General features: G+C 64.2%; 4 protein-coding genes. 3 read left to right on the top strand and 1 reads right to left on the bottom strand.

The window, feature by feature from the left end; translation table 11 throughout:
- The first annotated feature begins 8 nt into the window (after positions 1-8).
- The 3 genes from ABWP09_RS02380 (at position 9) to ABWP09_RS02370 (ending at position 1,120) form a co-directional block, all read left to right on the top strand.
- The gene (locus tag ABWP09_RS02380; RefSeq protein ID WP_353203562.1) at positions 9-278 is read left to right on the top strand and encodes a hypothetical protein; all 270 of its coding nucleotides are present in this window, start codon (positions 9-11) and stop codon (positions 276-278) included.
- Between the two features lie 29 nt (positions 279-307).
- Positions 308-550: a hypothetical protein gene (locus tag ABWP09_RS02375; protein ID WP_353203557.1), complete on the top strand. Its 243-nt coding sequence runs from the start codon at positions 308-310 to the stop codon at positions 548-550.
- Positions 551-715: 165 nt separating this feature from the next.
- On the top strand, positions 716-1,120 hold the full coding sequence (locus ABWP09_RS02370) for a SufE family protein (RefSeq protein WP_353203556.1): 405 nt from the start codon (positions 716-718) through the stop codon (positions 1,118-1,120).
- Between the two features lie 134 nt (positions 1,121-1,254).
- On the opposite strand, the gene ABWP09_RS02365 is transcribed toward ABWP09_RS02370, so the two are convergent.
- Positions 1,255-1,581, bottom strand: coding sequence for a hypothetical protein (locus tag ABWP09_RS02365; RefSeq protein WP_353203561.1), 327 nt, complete (start codon positions 1,579-1,581; stop codon positions 1,255-1,257).
- Between the last annotated feature and the right edge of the window lie 20 nt (positions 1,582-1,601).

Genomic DNA, 1,601 nt, shown 5'->3' with positions numbered 1-1,601 from the left:
TTACTGCCATGAACCCATTTGAAATGGTCGTCGCGATCATCGTCGTCGTCACGATCGGGCGCGTCCTCCAGGCGCGCTACGGCGTGGTCCGGACCCGACGCGGCGAGACGATCGCCTTCCGCGACGATAGCGCGGCGCAAGCCGAGAATGACCGGCTCCGCGATGAGCTGAAGGCGATGAAGGATCGGCTTGCCGTGCTCGAACGCCTCGCCACCGACAATAATGACAGCGGCGCCCGCCTCGATCGCGAGATCGAGAAGCTCCGCGACCGCCCGTAACCATGTCCCCTTTTTCAGGAGTAGGGATGATGACCGACCCGACCTTCTATGTGACCATGGCCGCCGCCGGCCTGGTCGGCCTGTCGATGCTGACCTTCGCCACGCTCACCGGCTGGCGCGGCTGGCTCGCCTTCAAGCAGCAAGAACTCCACGCCTTTGGCGAACCCGATCGCGGCCCCGCCCCCCCCAATGCCGGTGCCCGGATCGAGATTGCCGACCTCAAGGAACGCATCCGCAAGCTGGAGGCGATCGCGGCAGGGGTGGATCTTTGAGCAGTCCGGTGCCGCTCCCGCTCTCAAATGCATCCGCCTCCCCGACTGTCATCCCCGCGAAAGCGGGGACCCATCTCCAGCGGCGGGTGCTGGGTCCCCGCTTTCGCGGGGATGACAATAAGTATCCCAGTGACGCGGCTACCGTGACGCCGCTATAGCCCCCTTATGCAAACCCTGACCGAGATCGAATCCGAATACAGCTTCCTCGAAGCCGACGATCGCTACCGCCTGTTGATCGACCTCGGTCGCGAACTCGAAGACATGCCCGCCCCGCTCAAAACCGATACCACGCTGGTGCGCGGCTGCTCGGCTTCGGTCTGGGTCTACCCGACCGCGCGCGACGACGGCACGCTCCATTTCCTTGCCGATTCGAACGCCGCGATCACCAAGGGGATCATCGCTTTGGTCCTGCGCACCGTGCAGGATCAGCCAGCCGCCGCGATCCTCGCCACCGACATTCCCGGCGCGCTCGGCCCGTTCGACCTGAGCAAGCAATTGAGCTCGAACCGCACGCAAGGCATCCCCAACATGATCGCGCTGATCCGCGAGACAGCGGCGCGCTACGTTTAGGCTCGGGTGCTGTCCTACTCAGCCAATCCGTATCAGGCTGACATCTCGACTTTTCAGCGCTCTTTGACAGTCCCGACACCCGCGAACGACCCGCAATACGCGGTGGGTTCGACGCGTTTATCCCTAACTTTGGCCTAAACTTCCGCCGCCGCGCGCACCACAACGCCACGCAGGCCAAGTCCGTCGGCGATCTCGGCCACGTCCGACTGCGCCGCAACCAACAGCCATTCGCCCGGCTTCGCGCCGTTCACGACCGTGACCGCGCCCTTGGGACACACGCCGAGGCACTTCACCTCGATGATGCCAAGGGCACCCTTGCGGCCCTTGCGAACGCCAAGGTCGTGCCGCAACGCCTTGGCAAGCGAGGTCTTCCCCTTCGGCCCGAACCCGCCGCCCAGCTTTTTCGAACATTTCTTGCAAACGAGGATCGTGTTGGCCCAATCGGAGCGGACAATCCTCAAACCGGCTTCCCCGACTCCGG

The organism is Sphingomonas sp. (assembly GCF_040398505.1).
Lineage (GTDB): Bacteria > Pseudomonadota > Alphaproteobacteria > Sphingomonadales > Sphingomonadaceae > Sphingomonas.
This window is presented reverse-complemented; position numbering and strand designations above follow the sequence as displayed.

Coding starts and splice junctions, on each gene's coding strand:
- ABWP09_RS02380 (WP_353203562.1), top strand. CDS start 9: ATGAACCCATTTGAAATGGTCGTCGCGATCATCGTCGTCGTCACGATC.
- ABWP09_RS02375 (WP_353203557.1), top strand. CDS start 308: ATGACCGACCCGACCTTCTATGTGACCATGGCCGCCGCCGGCCTGGTC.
- ABWP09_RS02370 (WP_353203556.1), top strand. CDS start 716: ATGCAAACCCTGACCGAGATCGAATCCGAATACAGCTTCCTCGAAGCC.